At 62.9% G+C, this 20,455-nt stretch carries 20 protein-coding genes; 15 read left to right on the top strand and 5 right to left on the bottom strand.

Features of this window, described 5'->3' with window-relative positions:
• From NCS02_RS17990 to NCS02_RS17970, 5 genes are all read left to right on the top strand, one after another.
• Nucleotides 1-987, top strand: a complete 987-nt coding sequence (locus tag NCS02_RS17990) for an ABC transporter ATP-binding protein (RefSeq protein ID WP_250503020.1) — start codon at nucleotides 1-3, stop codon at nucleotides 985-987.
• A complete protein-coding gene (gene oppF, locus NCS02_RS17985; RefSeq protein ID WP_175979410.1) occupies nucleotides 980-1,963 on the top strand; it encodes a murein tripeptide/oligopeptide ABC transporter ATP binding protein OppF in 984 nt (327 codons plus the stop codon). Before NCS02_RS17990 ends, oppF begins: the two co-directional genes overlap by 8 nt.
• 171 nt (nucleotides 1,964-2,134) lie before the next feature.
• Complete coding sequence (locus NCS02_RS17980) at nucleotides 2,135-3,577, top strand: OprD family outer membrane porin (protein WP_175979409.1); 1,443 nt, start codon at nucleotides 2,135-2,137, stop codon at nucleotides 3,575-3,577.
• A 347-nt stretch (nucleotides 3,578-3,924) separates the two neighbouring features.
• Entirely contained in the window at nucleotides 3,925-5,241 is a 1,317-nt protein-coding gene (gene oxlT, locus NCS02_RS17975; protein ID WP_250503019.1) for an oxalate/formate MFS antiporter, read from the top strand.
• A gap of 201 nt (nucleotides 5,242-5,442) precedes the next feature.
• Nucleotides 5,443-6,525 (top strand): acyltransferase family protein, encoded by a 1,083-nt coding sequence (locus NCS02_RS17970; protein WP_250503018.1) that lies wholly within the window; start codon nucleotides 5,443-5,445, stop codon nucleotides 6,523-6,525.
• Between the two features lie 49 nt (nucleotides 6,526-6,574).
• Here NCS02_RS17970 and NCS02_RS17965 read toward each other — a convergent pair whose 3' ends face one another.
• The 5 genes from NCS02_RS17965 to hmpA form a co-directional block, all read right to left on the bottom strand.
• Nucleotides 6,575-6,718 carry a hypothetical protein gene (locus NCS02_RS17965; RefSeq protein WP_250435901.1) on the bottom strand — a complete coding sequence of 48 codons (144 nt, stop codon included), beginning with the start codon at nucleotides 6,716-6,718 and terminating at the stop codon, nucleotides 6,575-6,577.
• 83 nt (nucleotides 6,719-6,801) lie between these two features.
• Nucleotides 6,802-8,031, bottom strand: a complete 1,230-nt coding sequence (locus tag NCS02_RS17960; protein ID WP_008353189.1) for an NnrS family protein — start codon at nucleotides 8,029-8,031, stop codon at nucleotides 6,802-6,804.
• Between the two features lie 7 nt (nucleotides 8,032-8,038).
• Nucleotides 8,039-8,449: a cupin domain-containing protein gene (locus NCS02_RS17955; RefSeq protein WP_250519915.1), complete on the bottom strand. Its 411-nt coding sequence runs from the start codon at nucleotides 8,447-8,449 to the stop codon at nucleotides 8,039-8,041.
• 10 nt (nucleotides 8,450-8,459) lie between these two features.
• The gene (locus tag NCS02_RS17950; RefSeq protein ID WP_250503016.1) at nucleotides 8,460-8,897 is read right to left on the bottom strand and encodes a carboxymuconolactone decarboxylase family protein; all 438 of its coding nucleotides are present in this window, start codon (nucleotides 8,895-8,897) and stop codon (nucleotides 8,460-8,462) included.
• Between the two features lie 192 nt (nucleotides 8,898-9,089).
• Nucleotides 9,090-10,271: an NO-inducible flavohemoprotein gene (gene hmpA, locus NCS02_RS17945; RefSeq protein ID WP_008353194.1), complete on the bottom strand. Its 1,182-nt coding sequence runs from the start codon at nucleotides 10,269-10,271 to the stop codon at nucleotides 9,090-9,092.
• A gap of 124 nt (nucleotides 10,272-10,395) precedes the next feature.
• Between hmpA and norR the strand changes: the two genes are divergently transcribed.
• From norR to NCS02_RS17895, 10 genes are all read left to right on the top strand, one after another.
• Nucleotides 10,396-11,997, top strand: a complete 1,602-nt coding sequence (norR, locus tag NCS02_RS17940; protein WP_250503015.1) for a nitric oxide reductase transcriptional regulator NorR — start codon at nucleotides 10,396-10,398, stop codon at nucleotides 11,995-11,997.
• Between the two features lie 387 nt (nucleotides 11,998-12,384).
• Nucleotides 12,385-13,047 carry a c-type cytochrome gene (locus NCS02_RS17935; RefSeq protein WP_033537071.1) on the top strand — a complete coding sequence of 221 codons (663 nt, stop codon included), beginning with the start codon at nucleotides 12,385-12,387 and terminating at the stop codon, nucleotides 13,045-13,047.
• 58 nt (nucleotides 13,048-13,105) lie between these two features.
• On the top strand, nucleotides 13,106-14,323 hold the full coding sequence (locus NCS02_RS17930; RefSeq protein ID WP_250523264.1) for a c-type cytochrome: 1,218 nt from the start codon (nucleotides 13,106-13,108) through the stop codon (nucleotides 14,321-14,323).
• Nucleotides 14,324-14,337: 14 nt separating this feature from the next.
• Nucleotides 14,338-14,508, top strand: a complete 171-nt coding sequence (locus NCS02_RS17925) for a hypothetical protein (protein WP_033537070.1) — start codon at nucleotides 14,338-14,340, stop codon at nucleotides 14,506-14,508.
• Nucleotides 14,509-14,526: 18 nt separating this feature from the next.
• A complete protein-coding gene (locus NCS02_RS17920) occupies nucleotides 14,527-15,093 on the top strand; it encodes a cupredoxin domain-containing protein (protein ID WP_175979402.1) in 567 nt (188 codons plus the stop codon).
• A complete protein-coding gene (locus NCS02_RS17915) occupies nucleotides 15,083-16,708 on the top strand; it encodes a b(o/a)3-type cytochrome-c oxidase subunit 1 (RefSeq protein ID WP_250523253.1) in 1,626 nt (541 codons plus the stop codon). Before NCS02_RS17920 ends, NCS02_RS17915 begins: the two co-directional genes overlap by 11 nt.
• Complete coding sequence (locus tag NCS02_RS17910; protein ID WP_250435891.1) at nucleotides 16,705-17,520, top strand: c-type cytochrome; 816 nt, start codon at nucleotides 16,705-16,707, stop codon at nucleotides 17,518-17,520. Before NCS02_RS17915 ends, NCS02_RS17910 begins: the two co-directional genes overlap by 4 nt.
• Before the next feature lie 541 nt (nucleotides 17,521-18,061).
• On the top strand, nucleotides 18,062-18,574 hold the full coding sequence (locus tag NCS02_RS17905) for a GNAT family N-acetyltransferase (RefSeq protein ID WP_250503014.1): 513 nt from the start codon (nucleotides 18,062-18,064) through the stop codon (nucleotides 18,572-18,574).
• Nucleotides 18,575-18,691: 117 nt separating this feature from the next.
• Nucleotides 18,692-19,747 (top strand): NAD(P)/FAD-dependent oxidoreductase, encoded by a 1,056-nt coding sequence (locus tag NCS02_RS17900; protein WP_175979399.1) that lies wholly within the window; start codon nucleotides 18,692-18,694, stop codon nucleotides 19,745-19,747.
• On the top strand, nucleotides 19,744-20,454 hold the full coding sequence (locus NCS02_RS17895; RefSeq protein WP_250503012.1) for an extensin-like domain-containing protein: 711 nt from the start codon (nucleotides 19,744-19,746) through the stop codon (nucleotides 20,452-20,454). Before NCS02_RS17900 ends, NCS02_RS17895 begins: the two co-directional genes overlap by 4 nt.
• Nucleotide 20,455: the final 1 nt, after the last annotated feature.

Here is a 20,455-nt window from a genome sequence, read left to right as displayed (position 1 = left end):
ATGCCGCTACTCGAAGTCAACGATCTGCAAGTCGAATTCAGGACGCACGACGCCGCCGTGTGCGCCGTCAACGGCGTGAATTTCACGCTGGAAGAGGGCGAGACGCTCGGCATTGTCGGCGAGTCGGGCTCGGGCAAGAGCCAGAGCGTGCTCGCGATGCTCGGCCTGCTCGCATCGAATGGGCGCGCGAGCGGACGCGCGATGTATCGCGGCGAGAATCTCATCGGCATGACGAATCGCGCGATGAACCGCATCCGCGGCAATCGCCTGTCGATGATCTTCCAGGATCCGATGAGCTCGCTCAATCCGTATCTCACGATCGAGCGGCAGATGACCGAAGTGCTCGAACTGCACAAGAACGTCACGCGCCGCGAAGCGAAGAAGCGCGCAATCTCGATGCTCGAAGCCGTGCGCATTCCCGAGGCCGCACATCGCATCGGGCAGTATCCGCACGAGTTGTCGGGCGGCATGCGTCAGCGGGTGATGATCGCAATGGCGTTGCTGTGCGAGCCCGAAGTGCTGTTCGCCGACGAGCCGACCACCGCGCTCGACGTCACCGTGCAAGCGCAGATTCTGCAATTGTTGCGCAATCTCCAGCATGACTTCGGCACGTCGATCGTATTGATCACGCACGATCTCGGCGTCGTCGCCGGCTTGTGCGAAAAAGTCATGGTGATGTACGGCGGGCGTGTGATGGAACAGTGCGATGCGAACACGTTGTTCGCGCAGCCTTCGCATCCGTACACGGTCGGCCTGTTGCGCGCGTTGCCGCGTCTCGATCACGACGGCGGCGAGCTGACCGGCATCCCCGGCAATCCGCCGAACATGGCCCATCCGCCGGCGGGCTGTCCGTTCCACGAACGATGCGCCGATGCAAGCGATGAATGCGCCGTCGATGCGCCCGCGCTGAAGGCGATCGGACCGGGCTGGCTGCGGGCCTGTCATCGTCCGGTTCATCTGATCAAGAAGGAAGCGAGCCATGTCTGACGCGACGATTCTCTCCGTGCGCGACATGCGCGTGCATTTTCAGGTGAAGCCGAAGAACCGTCTGCCGTGGGCGGCGCGCCGCACGCTAAAGGCCGTCGACGGCGTGAGCTTCGATCTCAAGGCGGGTGAGACGCTCGGCGTCGTCGGCGAATCGGGTTGCGGCAAGTCCACGTTGTCGCGCGCGATCCTCAATCTCATTCCCGCGACGAGCGGCGACATCGTGTGGATGGGCGCGCGCTTGTCGGGCGCTTCGACGCGTGAATGGCATCGCGTGCGCGGCGACGTGCAGATGATCTTTCAGGACCCGCTCGCATCGCTCGATCCGCGCATGACGATCGGGCAGATCATCGCGGAGCCGCTCGTCGAGCATCGGCCGGGCATGAACACGCGTGAAGTCGAAGAACGCGTGCGCGCGATGATGGCCAAGGTCGGTCTGCGCGAGCAGATGATCAACCGCTATCCGCACGAGTTTTCGGGCGGGCAGTGTCAGCGCATTGGCATTGCGCGGGCGCTGATCGTCGAGCCGAAGCTCGTCATCTGCGATGAACCGGTGTCCGCGCTCGATGTGTCGATTCAGGCGCAGATCGTCAATCTGCTGAAGTCGCTGCAAAAAGAGATGAAGCTCGCGCTCATCTTCATCGCGCACGATCTGGCCGTGGTGCGGCACATCTCCGATCGCGTGATGGTGATGTATCTCGGCCGCGTGATGGAGCTCGCGGAGAAGCACGCGCTCTATGACACGCCGCGTCATCCGTATACGCGGGCGTTGCTGTCGGCGGTACCGGTACCCGATCCGGCCGTCGAGCGCGCAAAGACCGTGCAGATTCTGTCGGGCGACATTCCGAGCCCGATCGATCCGCCTTCGGGCTGCGTGTTTCATACGCGCTGTCCGATGGCCGACGCGCGTTGCGCACGCGAAGTACCGGTGTTGCGCGCGCTTGGTGAGAGTTCGTCGGCCGCCTGTCTGTATGCGTGATGGCCCCGGCGTAAAGGGACACTTTCTCTTTTACTAGCGCGTCCCTGAACGGACCGTTCGTGCCGATCCTTCGCGATCGACGGGTACGGTTCACTTTGTCGAGTAATTCGGAATCCTTTCTAGTTGTTCATTTCATGTTGTTTGCGGGTCGAGTCAGTGGAGATACTTTTCATGAAAAAACAAAAAACGTCAGCGGCATTGTCCATTTTGCTTTTCGGCGCTTATATCGCCGCAGCCGTTCCGGCACATGCGCAACAGGCGCCGACGCAGACCGCGCAGGCGCAGCAGCCATCCGCCGACGATGATCTGCTCACGCGTCAAAAGGCGCTGGCACCGGATTCGCCGCCCAACACGGAAGCCGATGCGCCCGTCAGCAATCAGGCGAAATCGAAGGGATTCATCGAGGATTCGCACTTGAATCTGTTGATGCGGTCCTTCACAGAGCATGACGAATTCAAGGGCGCAGGCAAGAAGGACGCGTGGGTCCTCGGTGCGCAGGCCGTGTTCGAGTCGGGCTATACGAAAGGGCTGATCGGCGTGGGTGCGGACGTGTCGCTCTTCGGTGCGTTCAAGCTGAACGGCGGGCAGGGCGCGGGCAATCGCGTGCACGTTTCCTCGAGCGGCGACCCGAGCGGCGCGAACCAGCTCGCGTGGGCGTATCCGGGCGTGTGGGACGTGAAGGCGCGCGTGTCGAACACGGTGCTTAAATACGGTCAGCAACTCTTCGATAACCCGTTCCTCGTGCCGCACGACAACCGCGCGTTGCCGCCGACGTATCGCGGCTTCTCGCTTGCCAGCGACGAGATCAAGAACCTGACGCTCAAGGCCGGCACGGTCGATGGCGTGATCGCGCGCGGCATGACGACCGTCACCGGCCTCACGACGGAATACGGCGGCACGCACGTCTCGCAGTTCACGTACTTCGGCGGCGACTGGACACACGGTGACGATACGGCCGTCTCGCTCTACGGCAGCGTCGCGAACAACGTATGGCAGCAGTACTACCTGACGGCGACGCAGAGCATCGGCGATCCGAAGAGCATCCGCTGGACGGGTTCATTGAACTACTACTACACCGGCGCGATCGGCGACAAGCGTCAAGGGTCGATCAACAATAACGCGTATTCGCTCGCGCTCGCCGGCACGCACGGCGCGCATACGGTGCAGTTCGCGTTCCAGCAGATCGTGAGCGATCAGACGTTCGACTACATGGGGCAATCTGCGGGCGATTATCTGTCGAATTCGCTCGATGTCGACTACAACCAGCCGCATGAAAAATCGGTGAGCCTGTCCTATTCGCTCAACCTCAAGGAATACGGCCTGCCCGGCGCGAAGTTCGCGTTGTGGGGTGCTTACGGCTGGGGCGCGGATGGCAGCGCGATGGCTAACGGCGACAGCGCTCAGGCGGCTAACTATCTGGTGAACGGCAAGCCGATCAGCGGTACGCACTACGAAATCGGCGTGATCCCGAGCTACACGATTCCCGACGGCAAGTTCAAGAACACGTCGATCAAGTTCTACTACATGCATCATCACAGCAATAGCGCGTACTATCCGGACGGCACGAGCGACGTCTACCGGCTGATGGTCAATGTCCCTGTGAACGTGTTCTGAAAACGCCTAAAAACACCGCAGCGTAAACCCTACAAAAATACCCGTTTACATTACGTTTAACTTTCATTTATAAAGAGAGGGCGTGCTGCGGATTGCCATGTCTCGCCCACGCTCATCGCCCGGCAGGTCTCCCTCTGCCGGGCTTTTTTTCGTCTGTACGATCCGCGCTCACTGCAGCTTTCATGCGCTTACACCGTTTCATCCTCTAAGTGAAAACCCCGCCATTTCTTTCGCTTGACTTACTTGATATATCACATACTGTGTATATGCGCGCAGCATGAATGGGCGTCGCGGGAGGCGTCGTTCGACGTCCGCATACACAAGGCATATTTGCCAAGGAGACAGGCATGGGAATGAACCAGATGGGCCGCGATGACAAGGCGTCGCGCCTCGCGTCGCCGTGGGTGCAGTTGGTTTTCGGCGTGATTTGCATGGCGATGATCGCGAACATGCAGTACGGCTGGACGCTCTTCGTCAATCCGATCGACGAGAAGTACCACTGGGGCCGCGCGGCCATTCAGGTGGCGTTTACGATCTTCGTCGTGACGGAGACATGGCTCGTGCCTATCGAGGGTTATCTCGTCGACAAGTACGGTCCAAGGCCGGTGGTGGTCGGTGGCGGGCTGCTATGCGCGATCGCGTGGGCGATCAACTCGGTGGCGTCGTCGCTGCCGCTTCTGTACTTCGCCGCGGCGGTCGGTGGCGTGGGTGCGGGCGCGGTGTACGGCACGTGCGTCGGCAACGCGCTCAAGTGGTTCCCGACGCGGCGCGGACTTGCTGCGGGCATCACGGCGGCAGGCTTCGGGATGGGTTCCGCCGCGACCGTCGTGCCGATCGCGCACATGATCAAATCGAGCGGCTATGAAGCGACGTTCCTGTGGTTCGGTCTCGGCCAGGGCCTCGTGGTCTTCCTGCTCGGCATGGCGCTCTATGCGCCGCCCGCGCAGTTGCTCGCGACGGTGAAGAGCACGGTCAAGGCCGCGGTCTACAACGCGAGTCCGAAGCAGGTGCTGCAGTCGCCGATCTTCTGGGTCATGTATCTGATGTTCGTGATGATGGCCGCCGGCGGCCTGATGGCGACCGCGCAGCTCGGTCCGATCGCGAAGGACTTCGGCTTGCACGATTCGCCCGTGTCGATACTCGGCTTGACCTTGCCCGCGCTGACCTTCGCGCTCACGATCGACCGCGTGCTCAACGGTCTGACGCGGCCGTTCTTCGGTTGGGTCTCGGATCGCATCGGACGTGAAAACACGATGTTCGTCGCGTTCGCGATCGAGGCGGTGGGCATCGTCGCGTTGTCGAAGTACGGGCATAGCCCGATCGCGTTTGTCGTGCTGACGGGCATCGTGTTCTTCGCGTGGGGCGAAATCTACAGTCTCTTCCCGGCGACGTGCGGCGATACCTTCGGTCCGAAGTTCGCGGCGACGAACGCGGGCCTGCTGTACACGGCGAAGGGCACGGCGGCGTTGCTGGTGCCGTTCTCGAGCGTCATCACGACGATGACCGGCAGCTGGCACGCCGTGTTCATGCTTGCGGCGGGGATGGCGGCGATATCGGCGCTGCTCGCGCTTTTCGTGCTGAAGCCAATGCGCAATGCGCATTCGCAGAACCAGCAAAGTCTCATGCAACAAGGGCTAACCAAAACGAACCAGATATCTTCCTGAAATTAGCCTGGTTTTCACTGTCGTCCGCGAACGTCCTTGTGCCGGTTCGTGGCCGAGCAGTGCTCGTGTGAAGGTCCTCTCCGCGCGTCTTCGGCTGAAGCCGCGCGGAGAAGGGAGCGGGTCAAACGGGCCGCCGCTTCGGCAACTTATTAATTTGTGTCACACCGCGTTACAATTCCGCCTTCCAAATAGGCGGCATTCATGAGAACGCTGGGACAAGCTTTTAATAAGAACGGCCGAGAGGACAGTAATAATTTCCTGCTGTTGCGTCTTATCGCCGCTTCGCTCGTTGTCTATGGGCATTCGTTCGCGCTTGCCGCCACGACCAACGGTCTCAGAGATTTCACGACGTCGATCCTGCATTACCGATATTCGGGCGATCTCGGTCTGCATATCTTTTTCCTCATCAGCGGATTTCTCATCACGTTCAGCTTCGATCGTCGGCACAGCGTGAAAGACTTCGTCATCTCGCGCGCCCTGCGTCTGTTCCCGGCGCTGGTCGTTTGCATGGCGCTGCTCGCCTTCGTGCTCGGACCGTCGTTGACGACGCTTTCGCGCGGAATCTACTTCGAGTCACCCGAGACGTACGGCTTTGTCTGGCGCAACGCCTCTCTGTATGAGTATGCCGAGCGCTTGCCCGGCGTCTTCGCGGACAATCACGCGCGGAACGCCGTGAACGGAACGCTGTGGAGCATCTGGGTCGAGGTCCGGCTTTACGTCCTGGTACTGGTGTTCGGCGCGCTCGGCGCGCTTCGCAGTCGATGGGTCGCGAACGTCTGCATTGCCGCGTTGGTCGCGATCGGACTCTTCGCGCCGACCTACATGCCGTTCATCACGGGCGATCCGTCCAACCTTCGCGTTGCCGTGTTTTTCGCCGCTGGTGTCTTTCTCTACGTCAACCGGGATTTCATCCCGCTGAACCGCCAGGGTCTCTTCGCGCTGCTGCTTGCGGCGGTGCTTTCCTACCGTCAGCCGGCGTTCGAGATTGCCTGCGGCGCGGTGATTGCCTATGGCGTGTTCATGATCGCCTTCGCGCCAAAGCTCAATCTCGGACCCATCGAAGACTATTCGTACGGGATCTATCTCTATGGCTGGCCGATTCAGCAGGTCGTGAATCACTTCCATCCGGACGGCTCCGCGCTACAAATGATGCTGATCGCGCTGCCCGGTTCCTGGCTCGCGGGCGCGCTCTCTTGGTATTTGATCGAGAAGCAGGCGCTCGCATTGAAGGCGAGGTATTCGGGCGCCAAAAAGGCGAAGGCCGCGGGCGGCGTTGCGCTGTGATGACGATGATCCTTGCGACCCGGCTTGTCGCCCGCCTCGCGCCATCGAATCAGAACCGCGTGCCGACGCTGCAGCCGCCGAAGCCGCCGCCGTTGGTGGCAAAGCCGCTGCATCCGAAGAGGCCGCAGCCGGAAAGGGCGAGCAAAGCGGCGATGAGCATCGCCGCGGCGCAAAGAGAACGAAGGTGCTTCATGGCGGGATCGGAATCGGAATCGGGAAAGCCGGACGCGATTCTCGCGGAACCCTCGCTTCCCGATGTCAAAATCCGTCGCCGTCTCAACCTGGCTTGCCATCCGCGCGCGGCTTGAAGAGCGGCGCGGCATAAGCGGCGACGTAGAGCCCGAACGCAAGAACCCAGCACGACCCAGCCGCAAAGACCCACGTCGAATGCCACGAAGGCGCGACGAGCGGCCCGAGCACGCGCAGTGCGCCCGCTGACATCACGAGCGCGTAGCACGCGACATCGCGCGTGTCCGCGACGAGCGGCCGTCCGGTATGCCCGCGCGCGGTGCGCGTGATCATCGCGATGATCGCGCCGCCGATCGCGCCAGCCGCGAACGCATGCATCGCGAGACTGTGCGGCACGCGTGTCCATCCGAGCGCCGACAGCGCGAGCAGTGCGAAGCCGAGCGGCAGCCACGCATAAGCGAGATGCAGGATCGCGAGAATCGGCCGGCCGCGCACCGCGTACGAGCGCCAGCCGATCATCCGCGCGAGATGCACGCCGCAGGCCAGCAAGGCGATCGGCGCGACGATCGCGCCATCGAGCGCGAAGGCGTCCGCGACAAACGCCGCGATCGTGAGCGGCGCGGCCATCAACTCGACGAAGCGCCAGCGCCGTGCGATGAAACCGGGCATTGCATTGGCGGTGAACATCGGGATCACGCGTCCGCCGATCACGCCGACGAGCAACACGACGATGCCCGCCGACGCACACACCGCGCGCATCGCGAGATCGGGGCGCGCGTCGATCGCGAACGCGTGGAACGCGGCGTTCAGCGCGCCGAACGCGAACACAACGACCGCGATGAAGTAGTTGCGCCGGTTGCCCGCCTCGACGAGCACCCGCAGCAGCAGAATCGCGGCGACCGGCAGGAACGCGCTATCGACGATCGCCGCCGGCAGCGCCGGGCCGCTCCACACGAGCACGCGCCCGGCGAGCCACAGCAGCACGAGCGATGCGAGTGTCGCGCCCTTGGCCGTGTCGCGTCCGGTCCACGCGCGCACGGCCGTCAGCAGAAAGCCGGCGACGATCGCCGCCGCGAACCCGAACACCATCTCGTGCGCGTGCCAAGCGACCGGATCCGCGCGCAGCAGATAGCCGCCGAAGAGCGGCACGCCCGACAGCACCAGTAGCCACACCGTCACCGAGAGCGCGCCGAACGCCGCGCCGCACAGGTAGAACGGCCGGAAGCCGAGATCGAACAGCGCGAAACGCGGCCGATGCTCCGGCGAACGCTTCTGCGGCGTCGCGATGAAAACGGTGTCGGGTTCTGCGATCTTCATGTTGTCCTCAATGCGGGATCGGCTGCTTGACCGGATCGCCATCGCCGACGATCGCGAACACGAGCAGCTTTGCCGGCTTCGTCGCGCTCGCATTCTTCGACACGATGTGATGCGCGCCCGGCGGTTCGTACCACGATTCGCCGGGGCCATACGTCTTCGCGCTTCCGCCTTCGAGCTGCGAAGTCACGCGGCCCTCCAGCACGTAAGCGAAGATCGACCCCGGATGCCTGTGCGCTTCCGACGACTGTCCCGGCTTGTACGAGACGGTCGCCATCAGCACGTTCTTGCCGGCCACTTCCGGCACGGGCTGCTTGATCATCGGCGTGACGAGTTCCGCGCCCGCCGCGTCGTGCGCGCCGGCGCTCGCTGCACCGATCATCAGCGCGGCCGCCAGCACGAGAATTTCGCGCTTTCTCATGTCGATGCCCTCACGCCGGCAGCTTGCGGAAAGCGATCGCGAAACGGTTCCAGCTATTGATCGCGGAAACGAGCAGCGTCAGGTCGACAATTTCATCGTCGCTGAAATGGGGCTTCACGGCTTCCCACACGGCATCGGGTACGTGGTCTTGCGACACCAGCGTCAACGCCTCGGTCCATTGGAGCGCGGCGCGTTCGCGATCGGTGAAGAACGGCGTCTCGCGCCAGACAACGACCGTCGCCAGCCGCCGATCAGTCTCGCCGCCCTTGCGCGCATCGGTCGTATGCATGTCGACGCAAAACGCGCAGCCGTTGATCTGCGATGCGCGCAGCCGTACCAGTTCGGTCAGCGATTTCTCGAGCGCGGACTTCGCGATGCGCTCCTCGACGCCGACCAGCGCCTTGATTGCTGCGGGATTGGCTTTGTAGAAGTCGAGACGGGGTTCCATTTGCGTATCCTCTTTGCCTGGGTTCTGAAAGTGCGCCAGATCGGCGCGGCAAGAGCAGATTAGGCGTCTGGCTGGCCTTTTGAAATGGCCGGTTTATACAAAATCGAGGTAACCACTTGCAAAGGCTGGAACGCGCAAAAAAAACCGCGGCCAAATGCGCCGCGGGTCGAGAGGGCCGCACCACGCACGGAATCAGTCGAGCGCGGCGGCCGGGCCGAAGAACTCGTAGCGGCTCTGCGCTTCGGGCACGCCGAGCGCCTTCAGATGCTTCTTCACCGCCTTCATGAACGCCTTCGGCCCGAGGAAGTAGGCATCGACATCGCGGTTCTTCGGCAGCCACGTATCGAGCAGCGTTTCGTCGACAAAGCCGATGCCGTGCGCTTCGAGATCGCCATCGCGCTTGTGCTCGTAGCAGTAGAAGCGCTTCAGTTGCGGATGGCGCGCCGCCAGTTCCTCGATCGCCGCACGGAACGCGTGCACGCCGCCGTGCCGCGCCGAGTGGATGAAGTGCACCGGGCGTTGCGTTTTGAGCGCGGCTTGCAGCATGGCGAGCGTCGGCGTGATGCCGACCCCGCCGCTGATGAGCACGAGCGGCTTGTCGTTGTGTTCGAGCTTGAAGTCGCCTGCGGGCGGATAGAGATCGAGCACGCTGTTTTCGCCGACGTGTTCATGCAGGAAATTCGACACCTTGCCATTCGCCTCACGCTTCACGCTGATGCGATATTCGCGGCCGTTCGGTGCGGCCGAGAGCGAGTAGTTGCGGCGCAGTTCCTCGCCGTCGATGAACAGGCGCAAGCCGATGTACTGACCCGGATGGAAGTCGAGCAGCGCGCCGCCGTCTTCCGGCACGAGATAGAAGGACGTGATCTCGTCGCTTTCCTTCTCCTTGCGCGCGACGACGAAACGCCGCGTGCCGCGCCAGCCGCCCGGCGCGTTTTCGCGCTCGCTGTAGATGCCTTCCTCGAGTCCGATCAGCAGATCCGCAAGTTGCCCATAGGCCGCGGCCCACGCCTCGATGACGGCGTCGGTGGCGATTTCCGCGCCGAGCACCTCACGGATCGACGCGAGCAGGCAGCGTCCGACGATCGGATAATGTTCCGGCTGGATGTCCAGCGCGACGTGCTTGTTGATGATCTGGCCGACGAGCCCTCCGAGCTTCTCCAGTTCGTCGATGTGCCGTGCGTACATCAGCACGCCGTTGGCGAGCGCGCGTGGTTGCGCGCCGCTTGCCTGGTGCGCCTGGTTGAACATCGGGCGGACCTCGGGATACTCGCTGAGCATCTTGTTATAGAAGTGCGTGGTGAGGGCTTCGCCGCCGCTTTCCAGAAGGGGAACGGTCGCTTTGACGATGGCACGGTGTTCTGCTGACAGCATTGTTCGTTTCCTCGTGTGATAAAGGCGAAAGCAGGGCGCTTTCGCGTCTGAATTCTTCGGCAGAATCTATACACGATCCGTGCCAGAGTAGAATCGTCGATAAATCAATCGTTTATTATCAAACATGGTCGATTCGACTCTAGTCAAAAGGACTGCTGACGTAGTCGCAATGACTTCACGCGTGCTGCTCGATGCGCTCGTTCCGCTTATCGAGGACCTGTCGAGCGAGATGCCCGACACCGAGCGCTACCGCCGTTTGCTGCACACATCGCGCGCGCTGTTTCCGAGCGATGCGTCCGCGCTCTTGCGGCTCGACGGCGACACGCTCGTGCCGCTCGCCATCGACGGTCTTTCGGGCGATACGCTCGGCCGGCGCTTTCGCGTGAGCGACCACCCGCGGTTCGCACGCATTCTCGCGCGCGCTGAACCGACGCGCTTCGCCGCCGGCTCGGACTTGCCCGATCCCTACGACGGACTGGTCAAGGGCGTGAGCGGCGATCTGGAGGTGCACGATTGTCTCGGCTGCCCGCTCGTCATCAACGGGCGCGCGTGGGGTTTGCTGACGCTCGACGCGCTCGATCCCGCGCGCTTCGACGGCATCGACATGGCTTCGCTGCAGGCGTTCTTGAGTCTCGCGGCGGCGACCGTGAGCGTCGCCGAGCGCATCGATGCGCTCGCGAAATCGAGCGAGGCCGAGCGTCAGCGTGCGGAGGTGTATCGGCAGGCGAGCGGGCCGCGAAGGCGCGAAATGATCGGCAGCAGCGAGCCGCATAACCGCTTGCAGGAAGAGATTGCGATCGTCGCGTCGAGCGATCTGACCGTGCTCATCACCGGCGAGACGGGCGTCGGCAAGGAGCTCGTCGCGAGCGAGATTCACGCGCTTTCGCCGCGCGCCGACAAACCGCTCGTCAGCCTGAATTGCGCGGCGCTGCCCGATACGCTCGTCGAAAGCGAGCTCTTCGGGCATGTGCGCGGTGCGTTTTCGGGCGCGTCGTCGGACCGGCGCGGGAAGTTCGAACTCGCCGATGGCGGCACGCTCTTTCTCGATGAAGTCGGCGAGCTGCCGCTGCCCGTGCAGGCCAAGCTGCTGCGCGTGCTTCAGAACGGCCAGTTGCAGCGGATCGGCTCGGACAGCGAGCACAAGGTCGACGTGCGGCTCATTGCCGCCACCAATCGCGATCTCGCCGAGGAAGTGCGTGAAGGGCGCTTTCGCGCGGACTTCTATCATCGGCTGTCGGTGTATCCGCTCGTCGTGCCGCCGTTGCGCGAACGCGGACGCGACGTCTTGCTGCTCGCCGGCTACTTTCTCGAAGAGAACCGCTCGCGCCTCGGCCTCCTGAGCCTGCGTCTTTCCGCCGATGCGCAAGCCGCGCTGCTCGCGTATCGCTGGCCCGGCAACGTGCGCGAACTGGAGCATCTGATCGGACGCAGCGCATTGAAGGCGCTCGCGGCGCATCGCGAACGTCCGCGCATCCTCACGCTCACCGCCGCCGACCTCACGCTCGCCGGCGACACCGCACTGGCCGCCGATGCCGCGACGCGCGTCGAAGCCGCGCCGCTGCCCGCGCCGGGCGCCGACTTCCGCGACGCCGTGACGGCCTACGAACGCACGCTCATCCTCGACGCGTTGAAGCGTCACAACCAGAACTGGGCGTCGGCGGCGCGCGAGCTCGGTCTGGATCGCGCGAATCTCAATCGCCTCGCCAAGCGCCTCGGGCTCAAATGAGCAACACCTCGTTCATCTCGAAATGATGGACATGGCCGCGCAAAGCGACTATCTACAGTCCTTAGCAGATCGGGTCGACGTCGTTGCTCGTCTCAAAAAGATGCGGTTCATTGTTCGAACGCAAAAAACACTCGGATTTGTCACGCGCATCGATGTGACAGATTGAGACAATCTCTGAGTTGGGAAAAACGGGCGATCTCTTCTAAGATCAGAAAAGCCTAGCGCAACCCATCTGCAGCAAGAACATTGCAGCGCCTTGAAGAACCGAGCCGGACGAGCAGCACGCGCCCGGCACATCGAACACGGCAAATCGACAACGGGGGTTACGTGCGAAACGTGGCAAAGCTCGGCACATTCTTTTGGTCCGCGCTCTTCGCGTTTTTCAGCATCGGAGCGTTCGCGGCCGACAACGCGCCGCTGGAGCGCGCGCCCGACACGATGCAGGCCCGCGTGATGGGATGCGCCACATGCCACGGCTCGCAGGGCCAGGGCACCGACAACGACTACTTCCCGCGTCTGTCCGGCAAGCCCGCCGGCTATCTGTACAACCAACTGCTCGCTTTTCGCGACGGCCGGCGCAAGTATCCGCCGATGAATTACCTGCTCGCGTATCTTCCCGACGCGTATTTGAAGCAGATCGCCGAATACTTCGCGAGCGAACATCCGCCGTTTCCGCCGCCGTCGCCCGTCACCGTCGATTCGAAGACGCTCGAGCTCGGCAAGACGCTCGTCACGAAGGGCAACGCTACGCGCAACGTGCCCGCCTGCGTGAGCTGCCACGGCGCGTCGATGACCGGCATGGAGCCGGCGATTCCCGGTCTGCTCGGCCTGCATGCCGACTACATCAGCGCGCAACTCGGCGCATGGCGATACGGCACGCGCTCGACGGTCGCGCCGGATTGCATGGGGCAGGTCGCGAAACTGCTCTCTGACCGCGACATCACCGCGATCGCGGCCTACCTCGCGACGCTGCCCGCGCCGGCCGATCCGGTGCCGGTCGCCGCCGGTTCGCTCAAGATGCCGCTCGCGTGCGGCAGCGTCCACAACTAAGCGAGGACCCGACGTGCTCCGTTTTCGCCCATTCCGAGCGCTGACCGTCGCGGTCTTCATGGCGGCGTGCGCCGCGCCGATCGAACATGCCATCGCGCAGAGCGCCGACGCCGCGACCGTCAAGCGCGGCGAATATCTCGCGCGCGCGGGCGATTGCATCGCGTGCCATACGCTGCCGGCGGGCAAGACGTTCGGCGGCGGCCGTCCGATGGACACGCCCTTCGGCACGCTCTTCACGCCCAACATCTCGTCGGACAAGGAGACGGGCATCGGCAGCTGGAGCGCCGGCGAGTTCTACACGATGATGCACTCGGGCAAGTCACGCGACGGCTCGCTGCTTTATCCCGCGATGCCCTATACGTCCTATACAAAAGTCACGCGCGCCGACTCCGACGCAATCTACGCATTCCTGATGTCCACGCCGCCGGTGCATCAGCCCAACCGGCCGCACGAATTGCGTTTTCCGTTCAACCGACGCGAGCTGCTGTACGGCTGGCGTTCGCTCTTCTTTCGCGAGGGCGAGTATCAGCCGGACGCGACGCAATCCGCGGAATGGAACCGCGGCGCGTATCTCGTCGAAGGGCTCGGTCATTGCTCGATGTGCCACACCGCGATCAACGCGCTCGGCGGCAATGTGAAGTCGAAGGCGTTCGAAGGCGGGCTGATCCCGATCCAGAACTGGTACGCGCCGTCGCTCACGTCGAACAAGGAAGCGGGTCTCGGCGACTGGAGCATGGAGGACATCGTCGGCCTGCTGCATGCGGGCGTGTCGTATCGCGGCGCGGTGTATGGACCGATGGCCGAAGTTGTCTACGACAGTCTGCAATATCTGAGCGAGGAAGACGTGCGCGCGATGGCCGTCTATCTGAAGGCGCTGCCCGCGCGTTCCGGCGACAAGCCCGCGCCGCCGAGCCAGGCGGCCGTCGAGGCGCGCTCGGATCTCGCGCCGCTCGGCAAGAAGGTCTACGACCAGCACTGCGCCGAATGTCACGCGACGCAAGGCCAGGGCAAGCCGCCCGATTTCCCGCCGCTCGCGAACAATCAATCGATCGTGATGAACTCGTCGGTGAATCCGATCCGCATGGTGCTGAACGGCGGCTATCCGCCGGGCACGTTCAAGAACCCGAAGCCTTACGGCATGCCGCCGTTCGCGCAGTCGCTCTCGGATGTCGAGGTCGCGGCGGTCGTCACGTATATCCGCACCGCGTGGGGCAACCACGGCACGCCGGTTTCCGTGAAGGAAGTGAACGAGCTGCGTTCGGCGCCACTTTATTGAGCATCGACGACACCATGACCGAAGACCCGAATGAACTCGCGAAGGAAGACGCGCAACTCGACGAGATCGTGAAGCGCGGCCCGTCGGGCGCGATCGCGCTCGCGGGCATCTCGACCGCGATCGTGATCGGCATCTGGTTCATCTTTTACTTCGCCGTGTTCCTGCCGCGCGGCGTGATCCAGTGATTCATTAAGGCGTCGCATATGGCCATCCATCCAAGCTCGCACGATGTCGCCGAACGGGTCGAACGGCGCTGGGCGATTCTCGTGCTCGCGATCGTCGTCGTGCTGGTCGGCATGGTCGTCTACACCGGCGTGCACTGGGCGATGATGCCGCCCTCGCGCGTCGAGACGGTCCGCCCGGAAACGCTGCACGTATCGGGCGAATTCATCGAAAGCAATCTCGGCAGCGCGCCCGAGGCGGACGGCTCCGTGACGGTGCGTATCGTCGCGCAGCAGTATTCGTTCACGCCGCAATGTCTTGTCGTGCCGGCGGGCGTGCCGGTCACGTTCCGCGCGACGAGTTCGGATGTCGTGCACGGCTTTCTGATCACCGACACGAACATCAATTCGATGCTGGAGCCGGGCTATGTCTCGACCTTCAAGACGACCTTCGACAAGCCGGGCGACCATCTGATGCCTTGTCACGAGTATTGCGGCACCGGGCATCAGAACATGTGGGCGCATGTGAAGGTGGTGGATCGCGCCGAATTCATGCAGATGGCCGACAAGATGCCGGCCAATTCGCGGAGAGTGTCCTGTGTTCAATAGCAAGCGCCTCGTCCTCGCGCATTTCTGGCTGGCGTTCATCGCCTTCGGTGTCGCGCTGCTGCTCGGCGCATGGCAGATGCTCGTGCGCAGTCCGCTGCATCCGTGGCTGCAGAATCCGGAGCTTTACTATCGCTCGGTGACGGAGCACGGCACGGTGATGGGCTACGCGTTCCCGACGCTCATCGCGATGGGCTTCGGCTATGCGGTCAGCGAGCTTGCGTTGAAGCGCCCGCTCGTGGGTTTGCGCTTCGCGTGGCTCGGCTTCTGGCTCGTCGCGATCGGCGCGGTGACGGCTACTGTGCCCGTCGCGATGGGTCTCGCATCCGTGCTCTATACCTTTTATCCGCCGATGATCGGCAACGTGTTCTATTACGTCGGCGTCGTGTTCGTCGTGGTCGGATCGTGGGTCTGGGTGGCGCTGATGTCGGTGAATCTCGCGTCGTGGAAGCGCGAGAATCGCGGCAAGCCGATCCCGCTCGCGATGTTCGCGACCGTCGCGGGCGCGTATCTGTGGGGTTGGACGGCGGTGGGCGCGGCCATCGAAGTGCTGTTCATGATTCTGCCTGTCGCGATCGGCTGGAAGACGACCATCGACGCGGGACTCGCGCGCGTGTTCTTCTCGTGGACGCTGCACGCGATCGTCTACTTCTGGCTGATGCCGGCGTATATCGCGTATTACACGATCATTCCGCGCGCGATCGGCGGCCGTCTCTACAGCGATGCGATGGCACGCATCTCGTTCATCCTGTTCCTCGTCGTGTCGATGCCCATCGGCATTCATCACTTGTTCGCCGATCCGCAAGTCGGCTCGGGCTTCAAGTTCATGCATTCGGTCTTTACGACGCTCGTCGCCGTGCCGACGTTGCTGACCGTGTTCACGATCTGCGCGTCGGTGGAGATTGCGGCGCGGCTGCGCGGCGGACGCGGTCCGCTCGGATGGATCAAGGCGTTGCCGTGGGACAACCCGATGATGCTTGCGCTCGCGTTCTCGTTCGTGATGCTCGGTTTCGGCGGCGCGGGCGGGCTCATCAACATGAGCTATCAGCTCGATTCGACCGTGCACAACACGCAATGGGTGACGGGGCATTTCCATCTGATCTTCGGCGGCGCGATCGTCATCATGTACTTCGTGGTCGCCTACGATCTGTGGCCGCATCTGACGGGCCGCGCATTGCAGAGCGTGAAGCTGATGCGCTGGCAATTGTGGCTGTGGTTCATCGGCATGATCGTGCTGACTTTTCCGTGGCATTTCGTCGGCATTCTTGGCATGCCGCGACGCATGGCGTTCTACGACTACAACGATCCGGCGCTTGCGGCGCAGGCGCTGTCCGTCGTGATATCGGTTGTCGGCGGGCTGATTCTGGTTGTGTCGGCGGTGCTGTTTTTCATCGTGCTCATAAGGGGACATCGCGCGCCGCTGGTGCAGCCCGAGGCGTTCCGCTTCAGCCGCGCGGTGCATGAGCCGCGCACGCTTCCGGTGGCGTTGAACAGCTTTGCGCTGTGGCTCGTGCTGATGATCGGGCTTACGCTCGTCAACTACGGCTATCCGATTGCGCAGTTGCTGGCGCGTTCGGACACGGCGGTGCCTGCGGTGCCGATCGGAGCGCAGCGATGAGCGACGAACGCCTCTTCACATTTCGCAATCGCTGGTTCACGGTCAGCGTATTGGGGACGATCGCGGTCGCGGTGGTATCGGCGCTGATAGGGTTCGTGTGGCTGCCTTCGGTGCAGCGCGATGCGCAGTTCGCCGGCATCTGGAATGCGATCTGCAGCGCGGCGGGCGTGCCGCGCGAGTGGTATGCGGGCGGCGCGGCGGTCGAGCCGAAAGAGAAGCTGACGAGCGTCGAGATGACGCCTCAGCTGCTCGACAAGGTGAGCGCGAATTCGATCGGACGTGGCGCGACGCTGGCTCTACGCTGCACGATGTGTCACGGCGAGCGTGGCATGAGCGAGGCCAACTCGCCGAATCTGGCGGGGCAATATGCGTCGGTGATTTACAAGCAGTTGATCGATTTTCAGAAGGGCGCGCGGAACAACGCGGTGATGTCGCCGATGGCGATGAATCTTTCGGATCAGGACATGCGCGATCTCGCTGCGTATTACGCGAACTTGCCGCGGCCGCCGGCGCAGCGCAAGGTGAGCAGTGCGCTTGCGCCGCCGATCGTCGCGCACGGTGCGCCGATGAGAAATATCGCTCCTTGCGCGGTGTGTCATGGGGGCATCGATACGAAGGCGGGGAGTCCGTGGCTCGATGGCCTGCCGGCGGCTTACACCAAATCGCAGTTGCTGGCGTTTGCCAATGGGACGCGGACCAACGATATCGATGGGGTCATGCGCAATGTCGCGCGCAATATGACGCCCGAGGAGATCGATGCTGCTGCCATGTATTACGCGCGGGAGTTGAATTCGGGGGCGAATGCGAAGTGATGTTTGGTTTGCCTTCGGCTTCTATCAAATCCGATTACGCGTCGGTCTATTGGCACTTCCCCTGTGCGGGGCTGCAGTAACTAAAACTAAAGAAAGCAGCTACTGATAGGCCCGCGGTCATGCGCGATTTGGCAATCGGGGATGCGTGTGCTTCGCTAGTGACATCGCTATCGCACTGCGTGCGCAAACCGATGGTTTCCCTTGAATGCCCGGCGGCAGCGCGTAGCGCTGTGCCGATGCTTTTTCGTGCTGAACCGGCGCGCTCAACGCATTCGGGCGGCAGACCGTGCGCGATCCAAGCTGGGTTAGGCCTATGAGGGCACTCTTTAGGCGAGTGCCATCTGCGATGAGAGAACTACCCAAATTGCGTGTGACCGGGGGCCTGAAAAGCTGCTTTCTTTGCTTACTTTCTTTGCAGCGGCAAAGAAAGTGAGTGCCGCCCCGCACAGGGGCAACGCCAACAGACCGACACGAAAACGGGATCCGGCGACATAGCCCAGAGCTAGAATGCACGCCTCACCACCGCAAGACAGAGCACCCTATGAAGGCATCCACATCAATCCGCCACGAGCAACTCAGCGACATCGACGCGATCGAAATACTGACCACTGCCGCATTTCTCGATATGCCCTATTCGAGCCACACCGAGCAGTTCATCGTCAACGCATTGCGAAAAACGGGCCGCCTCACGCTATCCCTCGTTGCGGTGGAAAACGGCGACATCATTGGGCATATCGCGATCTCGCCCATCAGCATCAGCGCAACCGCGAGCGGCTGGTTCGGCCTCGGTCCGCTTTCCGTGACGCCCGCGCGTCAACGCGAAGGCATCGGCCGCGAACTCGTGAAGGAAGCGCTCGCGCACCTGAAGCGCGATGGCGCCGCGGGCTGCGTCGTGCTCGGCGATCCAGGTTATTACGGACGCTTCGGCTTCCGACCCGAATCCGCGCTCACGCTCCCCGGCGTGCCCGCCGAATACTTCCAGGCGTTAGCTTTCAGCGAAAAAGTCCCCGCCGGAACCGTTTCTTTCGACGAAGCCTTCGATGCCCGCGCCTGACGCCTGAAAGCAATCGCCGCTAAGCCGCAAGGGGTTTCGTTGCCGCGAGAGAACGCTTTCTGTATCGTGGCCCGAAGAATGCTGAAAAAGTCAGCAGGCCAAGGAAAGAACCCCGAAATGGAACCTCAAAGCGAAGCGATAAAAACCGACGTGTTGATCATAGGCGCGGGCCCGGTCGGGCTATTCGCGGCCTTCGAGGCGGGCGTCATCGGCCTCTCGTGCCAGATCGTCGATACGCTCGGCCGCATCGGCGGACAGTGCATCGAGCTCTACCCCGACAAGCCGATCTACGATATTCCCGCGATTCCCTCATGCACCGCGCGCGAGCTCGTCGATCGCCTGCTGGAACAGATTCGTCCCTTCGACGTGCCGATCCACCTCGATCAACGCGTGCAATCCGTCACGCAGCGCGATGACGATCATCGCTGGACCGTGACTACCGAAAACGGCATGACTTTCGATTGCGCCGCGATCCTCATTGCCGCGGGCAACGGCGCGTTCGTTCCGCAGCGTCTGCAGTTGCCCGAAGCCGCCGCGCTCGAAGGCCGCGACGTGCATTACAGCGTCTCGCGCGCGGCCGATTTCGCGGACAAGGAGATCATCGTCGCGGGCGGCGGCGACTCGGCGCTCGACTGGGCGCTCGCATTGAAGGACATCGCCAGGAAGCTCACGCTCGTGCATCGGCGCAACGGGTTTTCAGCAGCCGCGAATTCCGTCGCGACGATGAAGCGCGCGGTCGAAGCCGGTGAGATGTCGTTCGTCGTCGGCATGATCGAATCGCTCGATGCGCCCGATGGCGTGCTGCGCGGCGCACGCATCAAGCAGGTGGAAGGCTCGACCGATCTGGCCGTCGACAAGATCGTCGCGCTCTACGGTCTCGTGTCGGAGCTCGGGCCGATCGCGACATGGAATCTCGACGTGCGCGGCGGCCGCATCGAAGTGGATACGTCCAACTATGAATCGTCGCGGCCGGGCATTTTCGCAGTCGGCGATATCGCCAACTATCCGAACAAGCAGAAGCTCATTCTGTCGGGTTTTCACGAAGCGTCGCTCGCGTTGCGCAAGGCGTATTCGTACGCGTATCCCGAGAAAAAGCGCGTGCATGTACATTCGAGCTACGACGCCAAGCTCGCCGAGCGCGTGAGCGCGGCCCACACGGCCGATCACGCGTGATCGCACGCATCGTCGGATGGCTGTTGCTCGCGTTGCTCGCCGGCGCGGCGATGTTCGGCTACGCGGTCTATTCGAAACGCATCGTGCTGCCCGAGCGTTACGATCCTTTCGCACCGCTCGACGTGCGCGCGCCGCAGGGTCCGCTCACGCGCTTCAAACTATGGCGCACGATGCACGACGCGCAACGCTGCGATGCCGCGCTCGCGCGCTCGGGTCTCGTCTATCGCGAGATGGCCGATGCGACCGGACCGGGCGGATGCGCGCTCCAAAGCGTCGTACGCGTCACGCAATCGCAAGACGTGCGCTTCAGCGCGCCGTTTCTCGCGACGTGTCCGCTCGCGCTCGGCATCGCCTACTTCGAGCATCAATATCTTCAGGCGGCCGCGCTCGATACGTATGGCGAGCGCATCGCGCGCATCGAGCATGTCGGCAGTTATGCTTGCCGCAATGTGAATCATCAGCAGGACGCGGCGCTGAGCCAGCACGCGAGCGCGAACGCCATCGATCTGACCGGCTTCGTGCTCGATGACGGACGCCGCATCACGCTCGCTCGTTGGGACGATGCCGCGTCGCCCGACGGCCAGTTCCTGCGCCGCGTTCACGAAGGCGCGTGTCATGCCTTCGATACCACATTAGGCCCCGACTACAACGCCTTGCACAAGACGCACTTTCACGTCGACATGGGTCCGTATCGCGTTTGTCGCTGAA

Origin of the sequence: Caballeronia sp. NCF2 (assembly GCF_023631205.1) — a bacterium.
Classification (GTDB): Bacteria; Pseudomonadota; Gammaproteobacteria; order Burkholderiales; family Burkholderiaceae; genus Caballeronia; species Caballeronia zhejiangensis.
This window is presented reverse-complemented; position numbering and strand designations above follow the sequence as displayed.

Bases quoted from the DNA above. Each gene is read 5' to 3' on its own strand.
- NCS02_RS17990 (WP_250503020.1), top strand. From the start codon at position 1: ATGCCGCTACTCGAAGTCAACGATCTGCAAGTCGAATTCAGGACGCAC.
- oppF (WP_175979410.1), top strand. From the start codon at position 980: ATGTCTGACGCGACGATTCTCTCCGTGCGCGACATGCGCGTGCATTTT.
- NCS02_RS17980 (WP_175979409.1), top strand. From the start codon at position 2,135: ATGAAAAAACAAAAAACGTCAGCGGCATTGTCCATTTTGCTTTTCGGC.
- oxlT (WP_250503019.1), top strand. From the start codon at position 3,925: ATGGGAATGAACCAGATGGGCCGCGATGACAAGGCGTCGCGCCTCGCG.
- NCS02_RS17970 (WP_250503018.1), top strand. From the start codon at position 5,443: ATGAGAACGCTGGGACAAGCTTTTAATAAGAACGGCCGAGAGGACAGT.
- NCS02_RS17965 (WP_250435901.1), bottom strand. From the start codon at position 6,718: ATGAAGCACCTTCGTTCTCTTTGCGCCGCGGCGATGCTCATCGCCGCT.
- NCS02_RS17960 (WP_008353189.1), bottom strand. From the start codon at position 8,031: ATGAAGATCGCAGAACCCGACACCGTTTTCATCGCGACGCCGCAGAAG.
- NCS02_RS17955 (WP_250519915.1), bottom strand. From the start codon at position 8,449: ATGAGAAAGCGCGAAATTCTCGTGCTGGCGGCCGCGCTGATGATCGGT.
- NCS02_RS17950 (WP_250503016.1), bottom strand. From the start codon at position 8,897: ATGGAACCCCGTCTCGACTTCTACAAAGCCAATCCCGCAGCAATCAAG.
- hmpA (WP_008353194.1), bottom strand. From the start codon at position 10,271: ATGCTGTCAGCAGAACACCGTGCCATCGTCAAAGCGACCGTTCCCCTT.
- norR (WP_250503015.1), top strand. From the start codon at position 10,396: ATGGTCGATTCGACTCTAGTCAAAAGGACTGCTGACGTAGTCGCAATG.
- NCS02_RS17930 (WP_250523264.1), top strand. From the start codon at position 13,106: ATGGCGGCGTGCGCCGCGCCGATCGAACATGCCATCGCGCAGAGCGCC.
- NCS02_RS17925 (WP_033537070.1), top strand. From the start codon at position 14,338: ATGACCGAAGACCCGAATGAACTCGCGAAGGAAGACGCGCAACTCGAC.
- NCS02_RS17920 (WP_175979402.1), top strand. From the start codon at position 14,527: ATGGCCATCCATCCAAGCTCGCACGATGTCGCCGAACGGGTCGAACGG.
- NCS02_RS17910 (WP_250435891.1), top strand. From the start codon at position 16,705: ATGAGCGACGAACGCCTCTTCACATTTCGCAATCGCTGGTTCACGGTC.
- NCS02_RS17905 (WP_250503014.1), top strand. From the start codon at position 18,062: ATGAAGGCATCCACATCAATCCGCCACGAGCAACTCAGCGACATCGAC.
- NCS02_RS17900 (WP_175979399.1), top strand. From the start codon at position 18,692: ATGGAACCTCAAAGCGAAGCGATAAAAACCGACGTGTTGATCATAGGC.